Origin of the sequence: Micromonospora sp. NPDC047620 (assembly GCF_043205005.1) — a bacterium.
Taxonomy (GTDB): Bacteria; Actinomycetota; Actinomycetes; order Mycobacteriales; family Micromonosporaceae; genus Micromonospora.
Genome location: NZ_JBIDDG010000005.1, coordinates 42,522 through 63,761, shown reverse-complemented (window position 1 = coordinate 63,761; position 21,240 = coordinate 42,522). Strand labels below are relative to the sequence as shown.

Sequence of the window (21,240 nt, the reverse complement as noted above, 5' to 3'; positions counted from 1 at the left end):
GGCCACCCCGTCCGGTCCCGCCTGCCCAACCACGCCTGCCTAACCACGTCTGCCTAACCACGTCTGCCTAACCACGCCTGCCTAACCACGCCTGCCCAACCACGCCTGCCCAACCACGCCTGCACGGCCTCGCCCGCCCGCCCCAGCCCCCACCCGCCCCAGCCCCCACCCGGCATCGCCTGCCCGGCGCTCGTCAACGGGCCGGTGAGCCGGCCCGGCGGGCCAGGGACGAGGCCGGGCCGGGTCGGGCCAGGGTCGGGCCAGGGCGAATGGTCGGGGCCGTCGACAAGGAGGTCGGCTCCGCGGGCGTCGCAGGGGGTCAGGGGCGGAGGTTGACGATCCAGCCGTAGAGGCCGACGACCCAGACCGCCAGCGGCACCAGCGCGATGATCAGCAGGATCTCCACGATGTCGAGCAGCCGGCCCCAGACCGGGGAGATCCGCTTGCCGGCCACCGTGAGCCCGTAGATGAGGCTCACCACGGCCGCGAGCACCAGCCCGCCGAGGACCAGGCCGAGGCGTACGCCCGTCGAGCCGTTGCCGAACGTGGCCGCGGCGGTCAGGCCGAGGCCCGCGGTGCCGGCGAACAGCACCGGGGTGCGCTGGGCACGGCCGAGGAACGGCCGCGCGCGCAGCAGCGACAGCAGGGCCAGCACGAGGCAGAGCAGCACCGCGGCGAGCCGCCCGTCGAACGCGAGGATTACCTGGGCGCCGAGCACCAGCAGCGACACCGTCCAGAGCAGGCCGGTGAGGAACTCGTCGGCCCGCTCGCTGAGCTGGAGCACCCGCCGGCCGTCCACCGACTCGGTGTCGGACTTCAGGTCGTCGGGGCCGGTCGGGATGGACGGGACGGGCAGCCGGGCCAGCCGGTAGGCCGCCATCGGCAGGGCCGGCACCGCGCCGAACGCGATCGCCGCGACGACCGCGGCGGCTTCCGGCGCGTCCATGCTGTCGAACGCGAGGCTGAGCAGCGCGCCGACGCCCGTGGCGGCGCCGACCCCGACCGCGCCGAAGAACAGCGGGAGCCGGTCGCCGACGGCCAGCGCGGCCACCGCGGCGCAGAGCACCACCGCCGTGGCGGCGAGGAGCACGTGCGGGGCGGCCAGTTCCGTCAACGGGCGGTCGCCGGCGAGCAGCAGCAGGCCGCCGACGCCCGCGTACGCCAGGCCGACGACCCCGAGCACCGACCCGGTGGCGCTGTCGGCGGCGGCCCGGGACAGCACGGCGGCGGTGACCACCAGGGCGACCGCGACGACCAACGCGGCCAGCGCGCCCGGGAGGTGCGGCGGCCCGGTGAAGAGCGCCGCCACCGCGCCCGCGCCGAGCGCCGCCGCGGCGAACAGCACCGCGAAGGACCGGGTGGTGCCGACCTGCCACGCGCCCGGGCGCTGGTTGGTGGCGGTGGCCACCGCGTCGACGACGTCGTCGAAGACGATCTCCGGTGCGGAGGCGGACCGCGGGTTGAAGTAGAGCACCTCGCCGTCGCGGATGCCGAGCTGGGCCGGGGTGCGACCGCTGTCCAGCGGCTGCCCGCCGAGCCGGGCCAGGCTCCAGCCGCCGTGCCGGACGCCCTCGTCGGCCAGGTCCTCACCCGCGTAGCGCAGCAGGGTGGGCAGCAGGTCGGCGAGCGGTACGTCCGACGGTAGGGCGAGGTCCATCCGGGTACGGGGCGCCACGATGGTGATCCGGCTCAGGCCGCCGGTCGCCGTCTTCGTCGCCACATGGCCTCCTCGCGCTCTTCTACGATCGCCCCTGGCCGGCGGTACCGACGCATGGGTTCCTGACGCCCACGGGAGATTACCTACGATGGCGGGCACGTACGATGCCCACCCGACGACTCCGGTCCCGCACAAAACTTCATCAGGGCCGCTTCTGGGGAGGAGACAGCCGTGAGCACGGTGGTGTTCCGCCGGCTCCCGCGTCAGCCGGGGCCTGCGCTGCCGCGAGGCGAGGTGGTGCTGGAATCGCCTCCGGAGCTGCCCGAACCGACCCCACGCGGGATGGGGCAGCTGCTGATGATCCTGCCCATGGTCTGCGGTGTGGGCGCGATGGCGTTCCTCTACGCGGGCCGGGGCGGCGGCACGATGACGTACATCGCCGGCGGCCTCTTCGGCGTCTCGATGCTGGGCATGGCGATCGGGTCGCTCAGCCACGGCAACGACGACAAGGCCGAGCTGAACGCCGAGCGGCGCGACTACATGCGCTACCTGGCGCAGATGCGCAAGCGCACCCGGCGCGCGGCCGAGCAGCAGCGGGCGGCGATGGCCTGGCGGCACCCGGAGCCGGACGCGCTCTGGTCGATCGCCGCCTCCCGCCGCCTGTGGGAGCGCCGGATCACCGAGGACGACTTCGGCGAGACCCGGATCGCCACCGGCCCGCAGCGCCTCGCCGTGGAGATCGTCCCGCCGGAGACCAAGCCGGTCGAGGACCTGGAGCCGATGAGCGCCATCGCGCTGCGCCGCTTCGTCCGCGCCCACTCGACCGTGCCGGACCTGCCGACCGCGCTCTCGGTGCGGGCGTTCAGCCGGGTGGTGCTGCGCGGCGACCGGGTGCCGGTGCTCGACCTGACCCGGGCCGCCCTGGGCCAGTTGGCCACCTTCCACGCCCCGGACGACCTGGTCATCGCGATCGTGGCCGCCCCGGACCGGCAGCCGTCCTGGGACTGGGTCAAGTGGCTGCCGCACAACCACCACAGCGCCCGGACGGACGCGGCGGGCGCCCGGCGGATGGTCTTCGCCAGCCTCGCCGAGGCCGAGGAGGCGCTCGCCGGCGACCTGGCCGGCCGGCCCCGGTTCGCCCCCGAGGCGAAGCCGCTGACCACCGCGGCGCACCTCGTGGTGGTGATCGACGGCGGTGAGGTCTCGGCGACCTGCCAGCTCATGGGGCCGGGCCTGCTCGGCGCGACCGTGATCGACCTCTCCGGCACCGTGCCCCGGGACGCGGGCCGCTGGCTGCTCTGCCTCGACGTGGGCGACGGCACCTCCCTCGACCTGGTGCGCGGCACGTCCTCGTCCCGCCTCGGCACGCCGGACCGGCTCGGCGAGGCCGCCGCCGAGGGCCTGGCCCGGCAGATCGCTCCGTACCGGCTCTCGCAGCAGCAGACCACGTCGGACGAGCCGCTGGCGCGCAGCATGGAGCTGCCCGACCTGCTCGGTGTCGGCGACGCCGCCGCGGTCGACGTGCAGCAGACCTGGCGTCCGCGCAGCCAACGGGACCGGCTGCGGATCCCGCTGGGCGTCGGGCCCGACGGCAACGTGGTCGAGCTGGACTTCAAGGAGTCCGCGCACGAGGGCATGGGCCCGCACGGCCTGGTGATCGGCGCGACCGGTTCCGGCAAGAGCGAGCTGCTGCGGACGATCGTCGGCGCGCTGGCCGTGACGCACTCCTCCGAGGAACTGAACTTCGTCCTGGTGGACTTCAAGGGTGGTGCCACCTTCGCCTCGCTGGAGGCGCTGCCGCACACCAGCGCGGTGATCACCAACCTGGCGGACGAGCTGCCGCTGGTCGACCGGATGCGGGACGCGCTGGCCGGCGAGATGAACCGCCGCCAGGAGGTGCTGCGGGCCGCCGGCAACTACGTCTCCCGCTACGACTACGAGAAGGCCCGGGCGGCCGGCGAACCGCTGGATCCGATGCCCAGCCTGCTGATCATCTGCGACGAGTTCAGCGAGATGCTCGCCGCCAAGCCCGACTTCATCGACCTCTTCGTGATGATCGGCCGGCTCGGCCGGTCGCTCGGCGTGCACCTGCTGCTGGCCAGCCAGCGGCTGGAGGAGGGCAAGCTGCGCGGCCTGGACACCCACCTGTCGTACCGGATCGGTCTGCGGACCTTCTCGGCCGTGGAGAGCCGGATCGTGCTCGGCGTGCCCGACGCGTACGAGCTGCCCAGCGCGCCCGGCCACGGCTACCTGAAGACCGACACCAGCACCATGCTGCGGTTCCGGGCCGCGTACGTGTCCGGGCCGTACCGGGCGCCGGGGCAGGCCGCCGCGTCGTCGCGGGCGATGGTGCAGCGCCGGATCGTCCGGTACGGGGTCGACTTCGTGCCGGTGCAGAATCCGACCCTGCCGGTGCCGGCCGCGCCCGAGCCGGAGCAGGCCGCCGAGGGCAAGGCCGTGGCGATGCTGGACGTGCTGATCGACCGGCTCAAGGGGCGGGGTCGTCCCGCGCACCAGGTCTGGCTGCCGCCGCTGGCCGAGCCGCCGGGGCTGGGCGAGCTGCTTCCGCCGCTGACCGCCGACCCGAAGCTCGGTCTCTGCACCGCCTCGTGGCGCGGCCGTGGGCAGCTCGCCGCCCCGATCGGCATCGTGGACCGGCCGTACGAGCAGCGCCGCGACCCGATGCTGGTCAACCTGTCCGGCGCGGGCGGCAACGTGGTGATCGTTGGCGCCTCGCTGAGCGGCAAGAGCACCATGCTGCGGTCGATGCTCGCCTCGCTCGCGCTCACCCACACCCCGCGCGAGGTGCAGTTCTTCTGCCTCGATTTCGGTGGTGGCGCGCTGCGCAGCCTGGACGGGCTGCCGCACATGGCCGGCGTGGCCGGGCGGCGGGACACCGAGGCGGTGCGCCGCACGGTCGCCGAGGTGGTCGCCGTCCTCGACGAGCGCGAGAACCGGTTCGCCCAGCACGGCATCGACTCGGTGGCGAGCTACCGCCGGCGCCGGGCGGCCGGTGAGTTCGCCGACGACCCGTTCGGTGACGTCTTCCTCGTCGTGGACGGCTGGAACACGCTGCGCCAGGAGTACGAGGAGCTGGAGCAGACCATCACGACCCTGGCCAACCGGGGACTGGGCTTCGGCGTGCACGTGGTGCTGACGGCCGTGCGGTGGGCGGAGATCCGGATCAACATGCGGGACCTGCTCGGCACGAAGCTGGAGCTGCGCCTCGGCGACCCGAACGAGTCCGAGATCGACCGGCGGGCGGCGGCGAACGTCCCGACCGGGTCGCCCGGACGCGGCCTGACCCGCGACAAGCTGCACTTCCTCACCGCCATCTCCCGGATCGACGGCCGTCGCGACATCGACGACCTGACCGAGGCGTCCGTCGCCCTGTCCAAGCAGGTCGCGTCGGCCTGGCCCGGACGGCCGGCCCCGAGGGTGCGGCTGCTGCCGCGCAAGCTGCCCGTCAGCGAGCTGGCCCGGGTCGTCGACCGGTCGGCGCCGGGCCTGCCGATCGGCGTCAACGAGTCGGCGCTCGCCCCGGTCTACCTCGACCTCGTCAACGAGCCGCACCTGACGGTCTTCGGCGACGCCGAGTGCGGCAAGACCAACCTGCTGCGGCTGATCGCGCGGGGCATCACCGAGCGGTACACGCCGGCACAGGCCCGGCTGGTCATCGCCGACTACCGGCGCGGCCTGCTCGGCGCCGTCGAGGGGGACCACCTGCTCGACTACGCGCCGTCGAACCAGGTGTTCGCGCAGGGGCTCGCCTCGATCCGCAGCGCGCTGTCGAACCGGCTGCCCGGCCCGGACGTCACCACCGCGCAGCTGCGCGACCGGAGCTGGTGGAAGGGGCCGGACCTCTACATCCTGGTCGACGACTACGACCTGGTCGCCTCGGGCGGGAACAACCCGCTCAGCGCCCTGCACGAACTGCTGCCCCAGGCCCGCGACATCGGTCTCCACCTGATCATCACCCGCCGGGCGGGTGGCGTGGCTCGGGCACTGTACGAGCCGGTCCTGCAACGCCTGCGCGAGCTGGACCAGCCCGGCCTGCTGATGTCCGGCAACCGGGAGGAGGGCGCGGTCTTCGGCACGTTGCGGCCGAGCCCGCAGCCGCCGGGCCGGGGCACCCTGGTGCGCCGGCGGGACGGCCAGCAGCTCATCCAGACCGCCTGGTCGGAGCCCATCTGACGAGCCGGCCGGCTGAGGGGTCGGCCGGGGGTGATCGCATCCGGTAGCCTGCGGCACGAGCGTCGCAGCCGACGAGAGGACCGTGTTGAGTACATCGTGGATGCCCGGCGGCGCGGGAGCGGCCGGTCTCGAGGGGCTCCTGCGGCAGGCACAGGAGCAGCAGCGTCGGCTGGCGGACTTCCAGCGGCAGCGCGCCGAGCTGCGGGTCACCGGGGAGAGCCCGGACGGCCTGGTCCAGGTCACCGTCGACGGTGACATGAAGGTCGGCGACATCCAGCTCAACCCCCGCGCCATGCGGCTGGACAGCTTCACCCTGGTCGAGTCGCTCCAGGCCGCGATCGACGCCGCGTACGCCGCGCACGCCGAGCGGCAGCGCGAGCTGGTGGAGGAGATGGTCGGCGGCGCGGACCTGGTCCGGCGGGCCGAGGCGGGGAAGGTGACCCCGGAGGATTGGTTCCGCCACTTCGGCGTCGACATCAACGACCCGTTGCGCCGGCTGCGCGGCTGACGAGGAAGGGGGAGGACAGTGGCGAACACGGTCGATGTTGGCGCGATCAAGGGTGCCGCGAAGAAGCTCGCTGCCGAGGACGGCCCGAAGGCGTTCCTGCGGAACGCGAAGGAGAAGCTGGACGAGGTCAGGCTTTCCAGCTGGTCCATGACCTTCCTGGGCCTCGGCGCCGTGAGTAGGCACAACGCGGTGATCGACGAGCACGTCGACAACCTGAGCAAGGGCGTCGAGCACCTCCAGAAGGCCGCCGACAACCTCGAGAAGACCGCAAGCAACTGGGAGAAGTCGGACCAGCCCTGGGTGGTCAAGTGATCGCGCGGGCACAGGACGCAGGGAGGCTCTGATGCCGGAGATCCTGATCGCCAATTCCTCGGGCTCGGTGGTGGGGACGCACAGTGTCGCGGCGCAGACCGCGCCGGTGCGTACGCTGGCCGGCGCGGCCCGCGCCAACTGGGCCTGGCTGGCCGGCGCCGGCTTGCTCATCGTCGCCATCGCCTACCTCGAGTCCTTCGACAACGACGAGATCTCCAAGGCCGTCAAGAACTGGGGCGACGCGGCCACCTATCTCGGCGGGGACCAGTTCGGCAAGGCGATGGAGAGTGTGCCGCCGTCCGCCGAGGAGTGGAACTTCGAGGACCGCGAGGCGTTCGACAAGTTCGTGCAGCAGCTCAACATGGAGGTCGCGGCCATCGCCGACGCGCTCAACGCGAACAAGGACGCGTTGCAGGGCCTCCAGGACCACTACAACGCCGTGATCGACGCGCTGGTCACCGTGTTGACGACGATCCTGATCGCGGTGATCGCGGCTGTGGCGCTGCAGGCGTTTCCGGCGACCATCCCGCTGGCGAACGCAATCGGCGTGGCCGGCCTCACCGCCAGCATGGCGGTCGTCGCGCTCGTCTTCCAGGACATCGGGTCGCTGTTCTCCACCGTCGCGAGTTCGTACCGGGGGGCCGACGTGCACCAGTTCACCGCCGAGTCCAAGCCGGGCTTCGCCTCGGGGCCCGATCCCGACATCAAGGACATCAAGATTGACTGGGTGCAGGATTCGGGGTTCTACGCGGCCTGAGCGGCCGAACGGAAGGTGGGCGGCATCGTGGCGTGGCAGGCAGTCTTGTTCGTGTACGCACTCTTCACCATGCCGGTCTTCGTTGTGCTCGGGCTGGTCGCGCAGGTGACCGGCTCGCGTCTGGCCCGGCGGTGGATGGAGATCGTTCTCCTCAGTGGCTTGGCCGCGTTCGCGGTGGCTCTCGGCTCCGTCGCGGACGACGGACTGCAGCGGACCATGGCAGTGATGCTGGCCGTCATGTTCGTGGGGGGTTTGGTGATGCACGTCCGCTCGTACACCCGTTCCTCGTAAGGCGGGACGGGTTCCGGGCGGTCGTCGGCATCGCCCGGGGGAGGGCTGCGCGGACTGGACAGTGTCCGCTACGGTCTTCGCAGGAGTGTCCGTCGGTGGGGTGATTTGCCTTGCCGCGGGGGAGGGGCGCGGCACTTGCGCCGCCACAAGATGACGGAAGGGTGTGAAGCATGGCGTTCGAGGTCGAAGCAGCGACTCTACATACCGCCGCGAGTGACGTGCGGTCCACGCGCAGCGAGGTCGACGGCGAGCTGAAGAAGCTGTGGAACGTGGTCGACGACCTGGCCATCGCCTGGAAGGGGCAGGCGTCCACCGGCTTCCAGTCGCTCATGCAGCGCTGGAACGAGGACACGGCCAAGCTGCTGACGGCGATGGACAACATCGCCGACCTGCTCGACAAGTCGGGTACGACGCACCAGGTCAACGACGAAGAGCAGCAGCAGATGCTGGACAAGTTCCACTCTGCACTCAACCCGTGATCCGCCGACACGAGCAGGGGAGGAACTCATGAGCATCAAGGTTGATTACGCCGTTCTCGAGAGCAGCAACCAGCAGATGCAGGCCATCTCGCGGACCATCGACGAGAAGCTGGACACGCTGCGTTCGATGCTGTCGAAGCTCCAGTGGGACGGTGAGGACCGTGCCGCCTACGAGCAGCACCAGTCGCAGTGGGATGCCGCCGTTCGGGACATCAACAAGATCCTGAACGAGATCGGTGGCGCGGTGGGCATCGCCCGCGAGAACTACGTCAGCACCGAGATGAGCAACGCCAAGGCGTGGAACTGACACGAACGCCGACGCGGCTCCGGTCCGGTTCGACCGGGCCGGAGCCGCGACGCGTTGTGCGCCGAGAGGTCCTGGGAGAGTCATGCGTACGGGGAAGCCTTCGCGGCCGTTGCTCAGGGTGGCCGTCGCCGCGGTGGCGTTGGCCGTCGGTGCCGGGACCGGTCCGCTGGTCGCGCCGGCTCCGGCACACGCCAACACCGTGCGCGGCCTCCAGTGGTACCTCGACTTTCTGAAGATCCCGCAGGCCCACAAGATCACCAAGGGCAAGGGTGTCACCGTCGCCGTCATCGACACCGGCGTCAACGCGAATTTGCCCGATCTGCGCGGCCAGGTCCTCCCAGGCAAGGGCGTGACGGCCGGCGCGGCCCCCGATGGCCGCCGCGACGACGATGCCAAGGTGGCCCACGGCTCGGCGATGGCGGGGATCATCGCGTCCAAGGGCGGTGGCGCGATGCGTCACCTGGGCATCGCCCCGGAGGCGAAGATTCTGCCCGTCTCCATGGGCGCCTCCTTCAACTCGGGTGACCTCGCGGAGGGCATCCGCTGGGCGGCCGACGCCGGTGCGGACGTGATCAACATGTCCGTCGGCTCCGACTCGCAGCCCACCCCGGCCGAGGTCGCGGCCGTCCGGTACGCCCTGGACAAGGACGTCGTGCTGGTCTCCTCGGCCGGCAACCGGAAGCAGGGCGCGCGTAGTGTCGGCAGCCCGGCGAACATTCCCGGCGTCATCGCGGTGACCGGCCTGGCGAAGGACGGCGGGCACTTCGCCGATAGCATCGGCGGGCCGGAGGCGGTGCTCGCCTCGCCGATGGAGGACATCATCTCCCCCCGGCCGAAGTCGGTCTCGCACAACGGCTACGGCCTCGGCAGTGGCACCAGCGACGCCGCCGCCATCACGTCCGGTGTGGCGGCGCTGGTCCGCGCGAAGTACCCGGACCTCGACGCGGCCAACGTGGTGAACCGGCTGATCCGTACCGCCCGCGACAAGGGCCCGGCCGGCCGCGACAGCCAGTACGGCTTCGGCGTGGTCGACCCGCTCGCCGCGCTGTCCAGGTCCGTGCCGGCGGTGGACGCGCACCCGCTGCTCGCCGGCGCCGCGACCCCTGCCGGTCCGTCCGCCGGCGCGACCAACCCGGCCGTGGACGACCATCCCGCCGTGGAGATCAGTATGAAGAAGGGACCGGGTGCGCTGATCCAGGCGGCGCTCTGCCTGGCCGTGCCCCTCGTCCTGCTGATCGTCGTGATCGTGCTGGTGCGCCGGTCCCGGCGGAAGACGACGCCCGCCGGCCCGCCCGGGTTCCCGCCACCCGCCGGCCCGCCCGGGTTCCCGCCACCCGCCGGCCCGCCCGGGTTCCCGCCACCCGGCGGCCCGCAGGCCGGCCCGCCCGGGTACCCGCCGCCCCCCGGTTACCCGCCGGCCGGCGGCGCACCGGGGATGCCACCCACCAACCCGCAGGTCGGCCCGCCTGGGTATCCGCCGCCTGGCGGCGTGCCGACGGGGATGCCGACCCAGGCGGGCCCCCCGTCCGGGTACGGCCCGACGCCGCCCGGCGGGCCTCACCCGTACGGCGTGCCTTCGGCACCCCAGACCGGTGCCTGGGCGCCGCCGGGTGCCGCACCGACGGCACCGCCACCTCCGCCGGCTCCCGGCGGGCACCAGCAATAAGCCAGATTGTCAGTCGGCGACGGGGAGGAACCGATGACGGAAGACCGGACGAGCCCACGGGTGGACAGGACGGAGCAGCCGGACGAGATCCGGGTGGACACCCCCTACATGCCCATCACGCCGCTGGCACCCACGGTGCACGTCAGTGGCATCACGATGGACAACGTCAACCGGGCGCAGACGCCCTCCGGCCTGGTGCCGGGGGCGGGCGAGAGCGGCGACAACACCGAGTGGGACGCGTCCAGCCTGGACAGCGCCATCGAGTGGCTCGAGTCGCACGCCTCGTTCCTGAACAAGCAGTCGTACACGATGGTCGAGATCCAGGACAAGATGGGCGGCACCGCCGGCGCCGCCGGCGTGAATGCCGTGGGTGGCGGTGGGTCGAGCCCGCTCGGCGGCTTCGACCGGGCCGGGGACCTCGCCCGCAAGCACTCCAGCCTGTTCACGACCACGCAGCAGAACGTCCGCAAGCTCGCCCAGGACCTCTACAAGGCGGCGAACGCGCTGCGTGAGGTCAAGGAGAACTACGAGACGGCGGAGAAGGCCAACGCCATGTCCGCGGCCGAGATGGAGCGCGCCTTCAGCGAAGCCTCCACCAGCGGATCCAACGGCTGAACGGGGAGGGTGACAGGATGCCGAGCTGGGAAGAGATGTGCCAGCAGGTCGTCATTGCGGGCCGGCCGGGCGACGTCGCCAGTGCCGCGCTGGGCTGGGACCAACTGCTGAAGAACCTGAACTCCGTCAAGGAGAGCCTGGAGAAGAACGTCAAGGATCTGGGTGAGGTGTGGAAGGGGCCGGCGTACGACTCCTTCAAGACCCACGTCGAGCAGATCGCGAAGGACACCGGCCGGATCGTCGAGGACGCCCAGAGCCAGAACGGCATCGTCCAGTCGCTCAACGACGCGGCCGACAAGCTGAGCGCCGCGCAGGCCGAGTTCCCGATCCCCGCCAGCTGCGTCAACGACGTGCTGGAGGCGCGCAACGGCCGCCTCGTGATCAGCACCGGCTTCTTCGAGATGAAGGTCAAGCCCGACTTCCTCGGCCTGCTCGACCCGCTCACCTCGCTCGCGGACTGGATCAACGACAGGTCGGACGAGGCGGCCAAGGTCTACAACCAGGTCAGCGGCGAGTACACGTCGATCGACTCCGGCACGCCCGGCCAGACCACGCCGCTCGGCGTCGAGACCCCGGGGGTGGAGACCCCGAACCTCAACGGTGGGCCCGGTGCCGGCAGCACCGGCAACGTGCCGAGCATGAGCGGGATGCCCTCCACCGGCAGCATGCCGGGCATGGGCGGCACGCCGTCGCTCAACTCGGCCGACATGCCCGGCACGGGGAACCCGGACATCGGCTCCAGCACGCACCCCGACCTCACCGGCGGCGGTTACGACCCGAGCGACGGCTACACGCCGAGCACCGACAGCCTCGCCGACGACTACGGCAGCGGTCTGGCCGGTGCCGCCCCGAGCACGTCCGGCCTCGGCGGCGGCGGGCTGCCGGGGACCTCGGGCCTCGGCGGCGGTGGGCTCGGCGGCAGCGGTGGCGGTGGGCTGGGTGGCGGCGGGGGCGTAATCCCCGGCGGTGGCTCGCTCGGCCGGCCCGTGACCCCCAACATGATGCCCATGATGGGCGGCGGCGCGGCCGGCGCCAACCGGGGCGGCGGCGGCCGGGGCGGCAAGCTCGGCATGGGCGGCATGGGCCCGATGATGGGCGGCGGCGCGGCCGGCAACGCCGGCCGGGGCGGCGCGCGCGCGGGCGCGGCGGGTGCGGGCGCCAAGGGCGCCGGCGTACGCGGTGGCGGCATCGCCGGGATGGGCGGCGCCGGTGGCGCCGGCTACGGCGACGAGGATCTGTCCCGCAACACCTGGCTGGAGGAGGACGAGGACGTCTGGGGCGCGGACAGCGGCGGCGCGCCCGGTATCCTGCGCTGACATCGTCCTACCGAGCGCCGTCCACCTGACGTGGTGGGCGGCGCTCGGCGCTGTCCGGCGTCCTGCGCGCCGTCGACCGGTGACGCAGGCTTCGCCCAGTCTCCACTGCCGCCGTGCTTCGGCCCGGCCTTCGTTTCCGCCGGCGTGGGTGCGGTGCGTCGGCGTGGGCGTCAGGCGGTGGGGGCGGTGTCGGGCCCGGCCGGGCGGCGACCCGGGCGCCAGCCCCGGCGCCGGCCGCGGATCAGGATCGGCTTGACGGCCAGCAGCAGCGTGGCGAGGAGCGCGCCGACAGCGGCGACCCAGAGCGCGACGGTGCCCTGCCAGGCCAGCGGGTCCGTGGTGGGGGGCGGCGCCGGCAGAGCGCCGGCTGGCGGGTCGGTGCGGGTGCCGAGCAGGCTCGTCACCGCCCGGTACGGGTTCACCACGCCGTGGCCGACCTCGGCGTTCCGCCCCTCGGGCGGGCTGTCGGCCGTCCGGATCAGCCGGTCCTTCACCTGAGCCGGAGTGAGGTTCGGGTGGGCGGACCGGACCAGCGCGGCCACCCCGGAGACGTACGCGGCGGCGAAGCTGGTGCCGCCCTCTGGCAGGAACAGGTAGCCCGTGCCGCCGGGCGCGGGACCGAGGATGTTCAGCCCGGGCGCCGCGATGGTGACGTAGTCCCCGGCCACCGAGCTGCCCACGTGCCCGCCCTGCTCGTCCACCCCGGCGACCGCGATCACGCCCTCGTACGCGGCCGGGAACGCGTCGCGGTCCTGCTGGTTCTCCTGCCGGTTGCCGGCGGCGGCCACCACGACGACACCCTCGCCGAGGGCGTAGTCGACGGCCGACTTGAGTCGCTCCGTGTCCAGGGTCACCAGCGACAGGTTGATGACGTCGGCGCCGTTCCGCACCGCGTATTCGATGGCCTCCGCGATCTGCTCGGGCAGGTCCTCGTCGCGGGTGGTCTTGGTGTCCTGCAGGACGCGTATCGGAAGGATCTTGGCCTGCGGTGCGACGCCGGTGAACGGCCCGCCGGTGTCCTCCCGCCCGGCGATGATGCCGGCGATGATCGTGCCGTGCCCGGCCAGGTCGCAGCGGCCCTGCTGCTGCGACAGGCCGTTGAAGTCCTGGCCCACCTTGACCTGGCCCTGCAGGACGGGGTGGCTGGCCGAGACGCCGGAGTCGATGACCGCGACGGTGACGCCGGCGCCCCGGGAGAGCCGCCAGGCCGATTCCGGTTCGAGCCGGTGCATCGGCCACGGTTTCTCGGCGGGAGCGGCCACGCCGGCAGGGCCACAGCGGGGGACCGCCGCCGAGGCGGGCGACGGAGCGACGACGGCGGTGCCGAGCAGGACCACGGCCGCTCCACAGAGGACGGCGCGGGCACCGCGCCCAGGACGGCGGGCCGGCTCGGTCCCGCCCGGTCGGAAACTGTCGCGCACGCGGTGAGATTACCGTCGCGCGTCGACGGCGGGGGCCGCCGCCTCCGGCGTCAGGGGTGCTCGGCGCTCTCGGTCGCCTCGTCGGTGAAGAGGGCGAGCAGGTCACCGACCTGCCGGTCGGCCTCGGCGGGGTGCCGGAACCGCCCGGCCGGGTTGATCGTGTACTCGTTGCGCCGGCCCACCCGGGTGCGGTTCAGGTAGCCGCCGGCCTCCAGGTCGGCGACGATCGCCTGGGCGGCTCGTTCGGTGACGCCCACCTCGTCCGCGACGTCGCGCAGCCGGGCGGTGGGGTTGCGGGCGATGGCGAGCAGCACGTGCCCGTGGTTCGTGAGGAACGTCCAGTTCCGGGTGCTCCCGTTCTCCCCTGTCGTCGCCATGTCGTCATCGTATGGCGCGCCTTTCGGGTTTTCCGCCGCGCCCTCGCGCGGGAGGCCCGCCCGGCGTCCGCAGCCGGGCGCGAACATATGAAATGCATATCACGCATCCCTTGACGTATCTTCGGGTGCGTGTGACCGTGGGGCTGCCCGCGTCCAGCGTCGGCCGGGATGACCAGGTCGTTCACGTGAGGGACGAGGTGAGGGAGATGAGTCGTCCCGGATCCCCCGGCGCGCAGCCGGGCCCGGAGCGGAAGTCGTCGGAGCCGGCACCGGGAGGCTCGACCGCCGTGCGGGACGCGCTCCCCACTCCGGGCGATCCGGAGCAGGCGTTCGCCGAGTTGCAGGCCGGCAACCGCCGGTTCGTCACCGGCACCCCACGCCACCCCAACCAGGACGCCGGGCACCGTGCCGCGGTCGCGGACGGGCAGCACCCGTTCGCGGTGATCGTCGGCTGCTCCGACTCCCGGCTCGCCGCGGAGATCATCTTCGACCGCGGCCTCGGCGACCTTTTCGTGGTGCGCACCGCCGGGCACACGGTCGGCCCCGAGGTGCTGGGCAGCGTCGAGTACGCCGTGACGGTCCTGCGCACGCCGCTGGTGGTGGTCCTCGGGCACGACTCCTGCGGGGCCGTCCAGGCGGCCCGTACGGCGGACGCCACCGGCACGCCCCCGGCCGGGCACCTGCGCGCCGTGGTGGACGCCGTGGTGCCCAGTCTGCGCCGCGCCGCCGCCGAGGGCGTGGACGACATCGACCGGATCGTCGACATCCACATCGCGCAGACGGTCGAGGCGATGCTGGACAGGTCGGCCGTGCTCGCCGCCGAGGTGGCCGCCGGGCGCTGCGGCGTCGTGGGCATGTCGTACCGGCTGGCCGCCGGCGAGGCGCGGGCGGTCACCGCCGTGCCAACCGGCGAGGCGCGGGAGATCGCCGCCGCGCCCACCGGGCCGGGCGCGGTCGACGGGGCACAGCCGGCCGCCAGCGCCGCCCTCGCCTGACCGGTTCCCGCGCTCGCCCGGCCCGGACGCCCTACGCCCCGGCGGCGAGAGCCACAGACGCCGGCAGGGCCGCGGGCAACCACAGGCCACAGACGCCGGCAGGGCCGCGGGCAACCACAGGCCATGGACGCGGCAGGGCCACGGACGCCGACACGGCGACAGACGCCGACAGGGCCGCCCCGCAGACGCGAGGCGGCCCTGTCGTTGGCTGCCGTCAGAGCAACGACACGTGCACGTGGTCCGTATGGTTCGACGGGCCGCTGTAGGACTTCCAGCCGGTCGCCGGGAACCAGATCTGCCGGTTCCAGATCACGTAGTAGATGCCGAGCCGGTCGGCGTTGCGGACCAGGAAAGCGGTCAGGTTGTTGCCGTACATGTAGGTGTCGTCGTTGTGCCAGGGGGAGAAGCCGCTCCTCTGCAGCGACCAGTCGCAGGCCCGGCCCTTCGGATGTTCGTACGGCCCGCCGGAGCGGTAACAGCCGACGAAGCGGTTGAAGCCGGCCCGTTTGACCTCCTTGTACATGTGCAGGGTGCGCGCGGTGATACAGCCGGAGGTGGTGGGGTCGTTCTCGGTGCAGGACAGGGGCTTCCAGTCGCCGTCGGCGGTACGACCCGGTGCCATCCGGGCCACCGGCGAGGTGGCGACCACCTTGCCGCCAGTCAGCCCCCTGCCGCCGACCAGGGCGAGCGCCTTCTCCGCCTCGCGCTTGCCGCGGGCCATCTCGTTGGTCAGCTTCGTCTGCTCGCGAACCTCGGCGTCGAGCGCCAGCTTGGCCTGCTCGGCGCGGTTCTTGACCGCGTTCACCTCGGCGAGCTTCTTGGAGTTGACCAGGTTCAGCTCGTCGAGGGCGGCGGCGCGCTTGACGAACGAGTCGGGGCTGGTGGTGTCCAGCAGCATCGACACCGCGCCGATCCGCCCGGTCCGGTAGGACTGGGCGGCGATCTGGCTCACCTGTGGGGCCAGCGCGGCCAGGTCGGCCTGCGCCCGGTCGACCTCCAGGGCCAGTTCCAGTTGGCGCTTCTTCGACTTCGCGAGCTTCGCCTTGGCTTGGACGTAGCTGCGGTTCCGCGTCTCGATCAGGTCGTTGAGCAGCTTGGGCTCGTCGTCCCCGTGGCCGGAGGGTTGGGCCGGTGGGGTGGGTGCGGCCGCCGCCGGGAGGGGCCCGGCGAAGACGGCCAGGGCGGCGATCACGGCCACCACAGGTGTCAACCAGCGGCGTAGGGGTGCCGTCACAGTTTTCCCTTCCGTCGACCGCCGACCGGGTTAGCTGACGGGTTCGGGGCGGAAGTGGCCCCTACCGCTGTCGCGGATTCACCCCATGTACCTGGGTCCCCGGCTCGCCTGGCGGCGATTGGGCGGCGGCACCGCAGGCGCCGCTGCGCGCCTTCGGCGGTGACCGGCAGCGAGGTTACCCGAGAGCCCTCCCGGGGATCTACGTCCCTATGCCGACTAAATGCGTTATTTCGTAACGGCGGAGGGTGACCAGTGACGCGTTTATCAGGCGGGACGCCCTGATCGGTCACGCTGAGGAGTTTCACCATGCGGTGTCCGTGCTCCCGTTTCGGTCGGACCACCCGGCGGGGGCGGCGGAGGGGGTGTTTCCGGCGCGCGGCCCGCTGAGGGCCTCCAGCGCCTCGGATCGGTCGGCCGCCGGCCGGGGGGTCGGCGGGGTCGGGGGTGCGCCGCGGTCGGCTGGCTCGCCGCCGCGCCGGCCGGCCGTGGTCACCACGGCCGCGAGCCCGGTGGTCAGCGGCACGGCGGCGATCAGGCCCAGGGTGGCGACCGCGCTGCGGACGATCTCCTGGGCCAGGAACTCGCTGGTCAGGATCTGGCTCACCGCCCGGGAGTCGGCGGTCAGCAGGAGCAGCACCGGCAGCGAGGCCCCGGCGTACGCCAGCACGATGGTGTTCACCGTCGAGGCGATGTGCGCGCGGCCGACCCGGGTGGCCGCCCGGTACAGCTGCATCCGGGACAGCCCCGGGTTGGCGTGCGCCAGCTCGGTGACCGTCGCGGCCTGCGTCACGGTGACGTCGTCGAGCACGCCGAGCGAGCCGATGATGATCCCGGCCAGCAGCAGGCCGTGCAGGTCGACGTCGGCCTGGAACATCGACAACGTGGTGGCGTCCTCGCTGCCGAACCCGGTCAGGTGGGTCGCCGCGGTGGCGATCGTGCCGAGCACGCCCGTCAGCACCAGGCTGCCCAGCGTGCCGAGCACGGCGACCGAGGTCTGCGCGGTCACCCCGTGCGTCAGGTAGAGCACCACGAACATGATCAGTGCCGCGCCGACGACCGCGACCAGCAGCGGTGGGCTGCCGGCGCTGATGCCGGGCAGCACGAAGGTCAGCAGGATGGCGAAGCTCGCCGCCAGGCCGGCCAGCGCCGCGAGCCCCCGCCACCGCCCGAACGCGACGATCGCGGCGGCGAACAGCACCACCAGCCAGAGCAGCGGCTTGCCGCGCTGGTGCTCGGCGATGTTGTAGGCGCTCGTCGAGGGGTCGGCGGGATCGGTGAGCTGGACCAGGATGATCTCGTCGCCGACCGCGACCGTCGGCGCCCCCGGCCCTGCCGGTACGGGCGTCTCCACCTGCTGGCCGGCGTCGGGGCCGTCGTCGACGCGTACGGTCACGGTGCCGCAGGGGCCCTCCGCGGCGTCCGGGGCGCCCTCCGGCGCCTCCGGGGTGGGCGGGCACGGTTCGGTCACCACCCGGGTCACCGTGCCGTGGTGGCGGGGCGGATCGGTGCCGGGTGCGGCGTCCGGGGCGTCCCACGGCCAGAGCAGCAGGGCCGCGATCAGGGTGGCGACGAACAGGGGCACCACCGTCGCGACGAGGATCCGTCGTACCCTCGGCGGGGCGGACGGTGCAGGACGGGTGTGGTCGGCGCCCATCGAGTGTCTCCCAACGAATCCAGGGCGGGGTACGTGCCGGCAGGCCGGTCGGTTCGGCGTGCCCGGGTGACCGCCGCGGCGGATCGCCCTGGGGTGGCGGGCCGGTCGCGCACCGCGACGGCCCGGCCCGGCCGGTCGCGGGCGCTCGATACCGCCGCCCGGTCGGGGCGGCGGCGCGGGCGGCGCGGAGTGCGGAGGGCCACCGGCCGAATGGTAGCCATCCCGACATCCGGCCGCAGGTTGTGAGGGCTGGTGTCGGCTGCGGGCCGTCCGGTCCGGCAACCGCTGGTCACCACCATGTCACTGCCGGGGACCGCCCGGTCGACCGTCCCGTGGCGGCCGGCACCGTGGTCTCGTCCCGGGCGGATTCGCCGCCGGGTGCGCCGGTCGCCCCCGGACGCGCCGGCCCCAGGGACTACCGTGGTCGGTGTGCGGGTGGCGGCGACAGTGACGGCGGGGCGATGGGCCCGGCTGCTGCTGCTCGTCGGCACGCTGTTCGGCCTGGCCGCGATGCACACCCTCGGCCACGGCTCGCACGCCGTGGGCCATCCCGCCGAGGTTTCCGCGCACCCCGTCGCCGCGGCCGGTGCGCACGACGGCGCGCCGCAGGTGCTGCCCCGTCACGACACCGCCGCGCCGGTCGGTCAGGTCACCGCCCTGCTGCCCCGTCACGACACCGCCGCGCCGGTCGGTCAGGACCCCGCCATCGCGTACGTCGTCCCGGCGGCGCTGTCCGGCGTGGTGGGCTGCCCGGGCGACTGCCCGCACGAGCGGTTCCTCCCGTCCGGCGGGTCGGGCGGCGAGCTGCCCTGGTGGGGCGTGTGCCTGGCGGTGCTGGGCGCGCTCGCCGCTCCGCTGCTGCTCGCCGTGCTGCTGCTGGCCGGCGTACCCGCCGGCGGCCCGGCGGGCCAGGGGTCGGGCGGGCCGGCCCGGTCGCCCCGTGCCCCGCCGTCCCGGCCGGTCGGCCTGCGGCTCGCCACGGTCTCGGTGCTGCGCAGATAGGACGCCCCGGCGCGGCCCGGTCAGCCGGTCCGCGTCCCCGTCCTGCTGCGTACGTTCCGATACCGAAAGGCCCAGAAGTGACCACTCGTACCATCGCGCGCCGTGCCGCCCTGGCCGGCGCCACCGTCACCGCCGCCCTCGTCCTGACCGCCTGCGGCGGCGACGGGCATTCGTCCCCGGGCGCCGGGCACGGCACGCCCGCCACCAGCGGGCCGGCGGCCACCGCGTCCGGCGCGGCCGCCTTCGGCGACGCCGACGCGATGTTCGCCCAGATGATGATTCCGCACCACCGGCAGGCGGTGGAGATGGCGGAGCTGGCCGCCACGCGGGCGGCGGACCCGGAGGTCAAGCGGCTCGCCGGGGAGATCAAGGCCGCCCAGGCGCCCGAGATCGCCACCATGAGCGGCTGGTTGTCGGCCTGGGGGCGGCCGGTGCCGTCGCCCGGCGCCGAGACGCCGCACATGGACCACGGCATGCCCGGCATGATGTCCGACGCCGACATGAAGAAGCTGGCGGCGGCCTCCGGGCGGGAGTTCGACCGGCAGTTCCTGACCATGATGATCGCTCACCACGAGGGCGCCGTCACCATGGCCCGGGACGAGCTGGCCCGGGGCGTGAACGCGGAGGCCAAGGCCCTGGCCCAGCAGATCGTCACCACCCAGCAGGCCGAGATCGACACGATGGAGAAGATCCTCGGCCGGCTCTGACCCGGGCCGCCCCGGCGCTCGCACCCTGGGGCGCCGGGGCGCCGCCGGCCGGGTCAGCCGCGCTTCATGAGGCGGCCGACGGCGGCCATCATCTCGGTGGCCATCTCGTCGGCCCGGCCCTCCGCCGCCCCTTCGTGCATGCAGTGCCGGGCGTGTCCGTCGAGCAGGCCGAGGGCGACCTTGTCCAGGGCGGCCTGGATCGCGGAGATCTGCGTGAGCACGTCGATGCAGTAGCGGTCGTCGTCGACCATCTTCTCGATGCCGCGGACCTGCCCCTCGACGCGGCGCAGCCGCGCGAGCAACTGGTCCTTGCTGGCGGTGTAGCCCCTGGTCGGGGCGGGCGTCGGTGTGGTCATGCGATCCAGGATAGCGTACCCCTCGGGGGTATGGTAGGGTCCTCCATGTCGATACCCCCACCGGGTATCGGTAGCGGAGCAGGCGTTCATCCGCCTCCCCATTACCCCTGGGGGGTATATGCTGGAGGCGTCGAGAGGAGAGTTCGATGGTCACCACGACGTACCAGGTGCAGGGCATGACCTGCGGGCACTGCGTCAGCTCGGTCAGCGCCGAGGTCGGCGCCATCCCGGGCGTCAGCGACGTCCAGGTCGACCTCGCCACCGGGCGGGTCACCGTCACCAGCGAGAGCCCACTGAACACCGACACCGTGCGCGCCGCCGTCGACGAGGCCGGCTACGACCTCGTCGGCGCCTGACGGCGGGCACGGGGAAACCGAGGCACACCATGAACACGGCGACGAAACTGAGCGGTTTCGTCCTCGGTCTCGCGGCGGTCTTCGGCGCGGCGTACGGGGTCGGCCAGGTGGCTGGCCCCGTTGCCCCGGCCGCCGAGACCGGCCACGACGCCGCGGACGGCCACGGGGACACCGGCGGGGCCGGACACGGGGGCGACGAGGGCGGCGCGGCGGCCCACCTGCCCGGTGGACTGCTCGTCTCCGACCGCGGCTACACCCTCCGACCGGTCGACGCCCCGGCCGGGCAGTTCGCCTTCCAGGTCACCGGCCCGGACGGCCGGCCGGTCACCGCGTACGACGTGGCGCACGACAAGCGCATGCACCTGATCGTGGCCCGCCGCGACCTGTCCGGCTTCCGGCACGTGCACCCCGAGATGGCGGCGGACGGCACCTGGCGGGTCGACTCGCCGCTGGGCGGGCCCGGCGTCTGGCGGGCGTTCGCGGACTTCACCCCCACCGGGGGCGAGGCGCTGACCCTCGGCGTCGACGTGACCGTTCCCGGCGCCCTGACCGAGCAGCCGCTGCCCGCCCCGGCGGCCAGCACGACGGTCGACGGCTACACCGTCACCCTCACCGGTGCCCCGCAGCCCGGCCGCACCGCCGAGCTGACCCTGACCGTCAACCGCGACGGCGCGCCGGTCACCGACCTGGAGCCCTACCTGGGCGCGTACGGCCACCTGGTGGCGCTGCGCCAGGGCGACCTGGCGTACCTGCACGTGCACCCCGACGGAGAGCCGGGCGACGGGCGGACGAAGCCCGGCCCCGAGGTGAGGTTCTTCGCCGAGGTGCCGTCGGCCGGCGCCTACCGGCTCTACCTGGACTTCAAGCACGGCGGCGTGGTGCGCACCGCCGAGTTCACCGTCGTCGCCGGCACCCCGACGGAGTCGGCCACGCCGGCCGCGACGGGCACCCCGGCGGCGCGCACGCCCGCCGCCACGAGCTCCCCGACCGCCGACGCCGGCCACGGCGCCCCCGGTCACGGGCACAACTGAGGGGA

General features: G+C 73.2%; 21 protein-coding genes and 1 riboswitch. Of the genes, 15 read left to right on the top strand and 6 right to left on the bottom strand.

Features of this window, described 5'->3' with window-relative positions:
- Window positions 1-319: 319 nt before the first annotated feature.
- Complete coding sequence (gene eccD, locus ACGF5C_RS07415) at window positions 320-1,720, bottom strand: type VII secretion integral membrane protein EccD (RefSeq protein WP_393297794.1); 1,401 nt, start codon at window positions 1,718-1,720, stop codon at window positions 320-322.
- Window positions 1,721-1,888: 168 nt separating this feature from the next.
- On the opposite strand from eccD, the gene eccCa reads away from it, so the two are divergent.
- The 10 genes from eccCa to ACGF5C_RS07365 all read left to right on the top strand — a co-directional run bounded on the left by eccCa (window position 1,889) and on the right by ACGF5C_RS07365 (window position 12,102).
- On the top strand, window positions 1,889-5,851 hold the full coding sequence (gene eccCa / locus ACGF5C_RS07410) for a type VII secretion protein EccCa (RefSeq protein ID WP_393297791.1): 3,963 nt from the start codon (window positions 1,889-1,891) through the stop codon (window positions 5,849-5,851).
- 82 nt (window positions 5,852-5,933) lie between these two features.
- Window positions 5,934-6,359 (top strand): YbaB/EbfC family nucleoid-associated protein, encoded by a 426-nt coding sequence (locus ACGF5C_RS07405; protein ID WP_393297788.1) that lies wholly within the window; start codon window positions 5,934-5,936, stop codon window positions 6,357-6,359.
- A gap of 18 nt (window positions 6,360-6,377) precedes the next feature.
- Window positions 6,378-6,671, top strand: coding sequence for a hypothetical protein (locus tag ACGF5C_RS07400; protein WP_393297785.1), 294 nt, complete (start codon window positions 6,378-6,380; stop codon window positions 6,669-6,671).
- Window positions 6,672-6,702: 31 nt separating this feature from the next.
- Window positions 6,703-7,428: a hypothetical protein gene (locus tag ACGF5C_RS07395; protein WP_393297782.1), complete on the top strand. Its 726-nt coding sequence runs from the start codon at window positions 6,703-6,705 to the stop codon at window positions 7,426-7,428.
- 15 nt (window positions 7,429-7,443) lie between these two features.
- Window positions 7,444-7,719 carry a hypothetical protein gene (locus tag ACGF5C_RS07390; protein WP_393297779.1) on the top strand — a complete coding sequence of 92 codons (276 nt, stop codon included), beginning with the start codon at window positions 7,444-7,446 and terminating at the stop codon, window positions 7,717-7,719.
- Between the two features lie 170 nt (window positions 7,720-7,889).
- Window positions 7,890-8,198, top strand: a complete 309-nt coding sequence (locus ACGF5C_RS07385; protein ID WP_091592956.1) for a WXG100 family type VII secretion target — start codon at window positions 7,890-7,892, stop codon at window positions 8,196-8,198.
- A 28-nt stretch (window positions 8,199-8,226) separates the two neighbouring features.
- The gene (locus ACGF5C_RS07380) at window positions 8,227-8,505 is read left to right on the top strand and encodes a WXG100 family type VII secretion target (RefSeq protein ID WP_393297776.1); all 279 of its coding nucleotides are present in this window, start codon (window positions 8,227-8,229) and stop codon (window positions 8,503-8,505) included.
- 82 nt (window positions 8,506-8,587) lie between these two features.
- Window positions 8,588-10,171: a S8 family serine peptidase gene (locus ACGF5C_RS07375; protein WP_393297773.1), complete on the top strand. Its 1,584-nt coding sequence runs from the start codon at window positions 8,588-8,590 to the stop codon at window positions 10,169-10,171.
- Between the two features lie 33 nt (window positions 10,172-10,204).
- Window positions 10,205-10,786: a hypothetical protein gene (locus ACGF5C_RS07370; RefSeq protein ID WP_393297770.1), complete on the top strand. Its 582-nt coding sequence runs from the start codon at window positions 10,205-10,207 to the stop codon at window positions 10,784-10,786.
- A gap of 17 nt (window positions 10,787-10,803) precedes the next feature.
- The gene (locus ACGF5C_RS07365) at window positions 10,804-12,102 is read left to right on the top strand and encodes a WXG100 family type VII secretion target (protein WP_393297767.1); all 1,299 of its coding nucleotides are present in this window, start codon (window positions 10,804-10,806) and stop codon (window positions 12,100-12,102) included.
- Between the two features lie 170 nt (window positions 12,103-12,272).
- On the opposite strand, the gene mycP is transcribed toward ACGF5C_RS07365, so the two are convergent.
- Window positions 12,273-13,523 carry a type VII secretion-associated serine protease mycosin gene (mycP, locus tag ACGF5C_RS07360; RefSeq protein WP_393297765.1) on the bottom strand — a complete coding sequence of 417 codons (1,251 nt, stop codon included), beginning with the start codon at window positions 13,521-13,523 and terminating at the stop codon, window positions 12,273-12,275.
- 50 nt (window positions 13,524-13,573) lie between these two features.
- Window positions 13,574-13,900 carry a helix-turn-helix transcriptional regulator gene (locus tag ACGF5C_RS07355; RefSeq protein WP_393297762.1) on the bottom strand — a complete coding sequence of 109 codons (327 nt, stop codon included), beginning with the start codon at window positions 13,898-13,900 and terminating at the stop codon, window positions 13,574-13,576.
- A gap of 206 nt (window positions 13,901-14,106) precedes the next feature.
- On the opposite strand from ACGF5C_RS07355, the gene ACGF5C_RS07350 reads away from it, so the two are divergent.
- Complete coding sequence (locus ACGF5C_RS07350; protein ID WP_393297759.1) at window positions 14,107-14,895, top strand: carbonic anhydrase; 789 nt, start codon at window positions 14,107-14,109, stop codon at window positions 14,893-14,895.
- Between the two features lie 214 nt (window positions 14,896-15,109).
- Here ACGF5C_RS07350 and ACGF5C_RS07345 read toward each other — a convergent pair whose 3' ends face one another.
- Together ACGF5C_RS07345 and ACGF5C_RS07340 are read right to left on the bottom strand one after the other, a co-directional pair.
- Window positions 15,110-16,129, bottom strand: coding sequence for a coiled-coil domain-containing protein (locus tag ACGF5C_RS07345; RefSeq protein ID WP_393297756.1), 1,020 nt, complete (start codon window positions 16,127-16,129; stop codon window positions 15,110-15,112).
- A 3-nt stretch (window positions 16,130-16,132) separates the two neighbouring features.
- A riboswitch (cyclic di-AMP (ydaO/yuaA leader) is annotated at window positions 16,133-16,264 on the bottom strand.
- Window positions 16,265-16,430: 166 nt separating this feature from the next.
- Window positions 16,431-17,783 (bottom strand): YibE/F family protein, encoded by a 1,353-nt coding sequence (locus ACGF5C_RS07340; protein ID WP_393297753.1) that lies wholly within the window; start codon window positions 17,781-17,783, stop codon window positions 16,431-16,433.
- A 435-nt stretch (window positions 17,784-18,218) separates the two neighbouring features.
- Between ACGF5C_RS07340 and ACGF5C_RS07335 the strand changes: the two genes are divergently transcribed.
- Both ACGF5C_RS07335 and ACGF5C_RS07330 read left to right on the top strand, forming a co-directional pair.
- Window positions 18,219-18,785, top strand: a complete 567-nt coding sequence (locus ACGF5C_RS07335) for a hypothetical protein (RefSeq protein ID WP_393297750.1) — start codon at window positions 18,219-18,221, stop codon at window positions 18,783-18,785.
- Window positions 18,786-18,862: 77 nt separating this feature from the next.
- On the top strand, window positions 18,863-19,492 hold the full coding sequence (locus ACGF5C_RS07330; RefSeq protein WP_393297747.1) for a DUF305 domain-containing protein: 630 nt from the start codon (window positions 18,863-18,865) through the stop codon (window positions 19,490-19,492).
- A gap of 53 nt (window positions 19,493-19,545) precedes the next feature.
- On the opposite strand, the gene ACGF5C_RS07325 is transcribed toward ACGF5C_RS07330, so the two are convergent.
- The gene (locus ACGF5C_RS07325) at window positions 19,546-19,848 is read right to left on the bottom strand and encodes a metal-sensitive transcriptional regulator (protein WP_350681148.1); all 303 of its coding nucleotides are present in this window, start codon (window positions 19,846-19,848) and stop codon (window positions 19,546-19,548) included.
- Window positions 19,849-19,994: 146 nt separating this feature from the next.
- On the opposite strand from ACGF5C_RS07325, the gene ACGF5C_RS07320 reads away from it, so the two are divergent.
- Together ACGF5C_RS07320 and ACGF5C_RS07315 are read left to right on the top strand one after the other, a co-directional pair.
- Entirely contained in the window at window positions 19,995-20,204 is a 210-nt protein-coding gene (locus ACGF5C_RS07320) for a heavy-metal-associated domain-containing protein (protein WP_393297744.1), read from the top strand.
- 29 nt (window positions 20,205-20,233) lie between these two features.
- Complete coding sequence (locus ACGF5C_RS07315) at window positions 20,234-21,235, top strand: hypothetical protein (protein WP_393297741.1); 1,002 nt, start codon at window positions 20,234-20,236, stop codon at window positions 21,233-21,235.
- The last annotated feature ends 5 nt before the right edge of the window (window positions 21,236-21,240 follow it).